We start from the raw sequence: 280 nt of genomic DNA, 5'->3' as shown, positions 1-280 counted from the left end.
GGAAGACTTCGCGACCGAACCTAAGGGTTCCAGTAGCTGGAAGGTCAAGCCCGATCGGACCAGGCTCGTGGATTCGGGGCGAGCCTCACGATCCGGCGCGATTTCGCTAGCCGTGACGATCTCTGTCGCCGCAACACGCGGACTGTCGTCCCGCGCGGGCCTCCTGAATCGGCGGGCACGGAACGTCTCCATAGGAGCAGAACACGCAGCAATCTCCCGTCTTCGGTCGAAGCAACGTCCCGCACTCCCGGCATTCGTAGAAGAAGAGGCAAGCGTCGGC

1 protein-coding gene is annotated in these 280 nt (G+C 63.2%); it reads right to left on the bottom strand.

Going from position 1 to position 280, the window contains the following annotated elements:
* Positions 1 to 106: 106 nt before the first annotated feature.
* Positions 107 to 280: GDCCVxC domain-containing (seleno)protein (locus EN852_RS43320; protein ID WP_281407879.1), on the bottom strand; the 174-nt coding region annotated here is incomplete at its 5' end.

It is taken from the genome of Mesorhizobium sp. M2E.F.Ca.ET.209.01.1.1 (assembly GCF_004010375.2).
GTDB lineage: Bacteria > Pseudomonadota > Alphaproteobacteria > Rhizobiales > Rhizobiaceae > Mesorhizobium.
The sequence above is the reverse complement of the archived record's forward strand: the minus strand, read 5'-3'. Positions and strand labels throughout refer to the sequence as shown.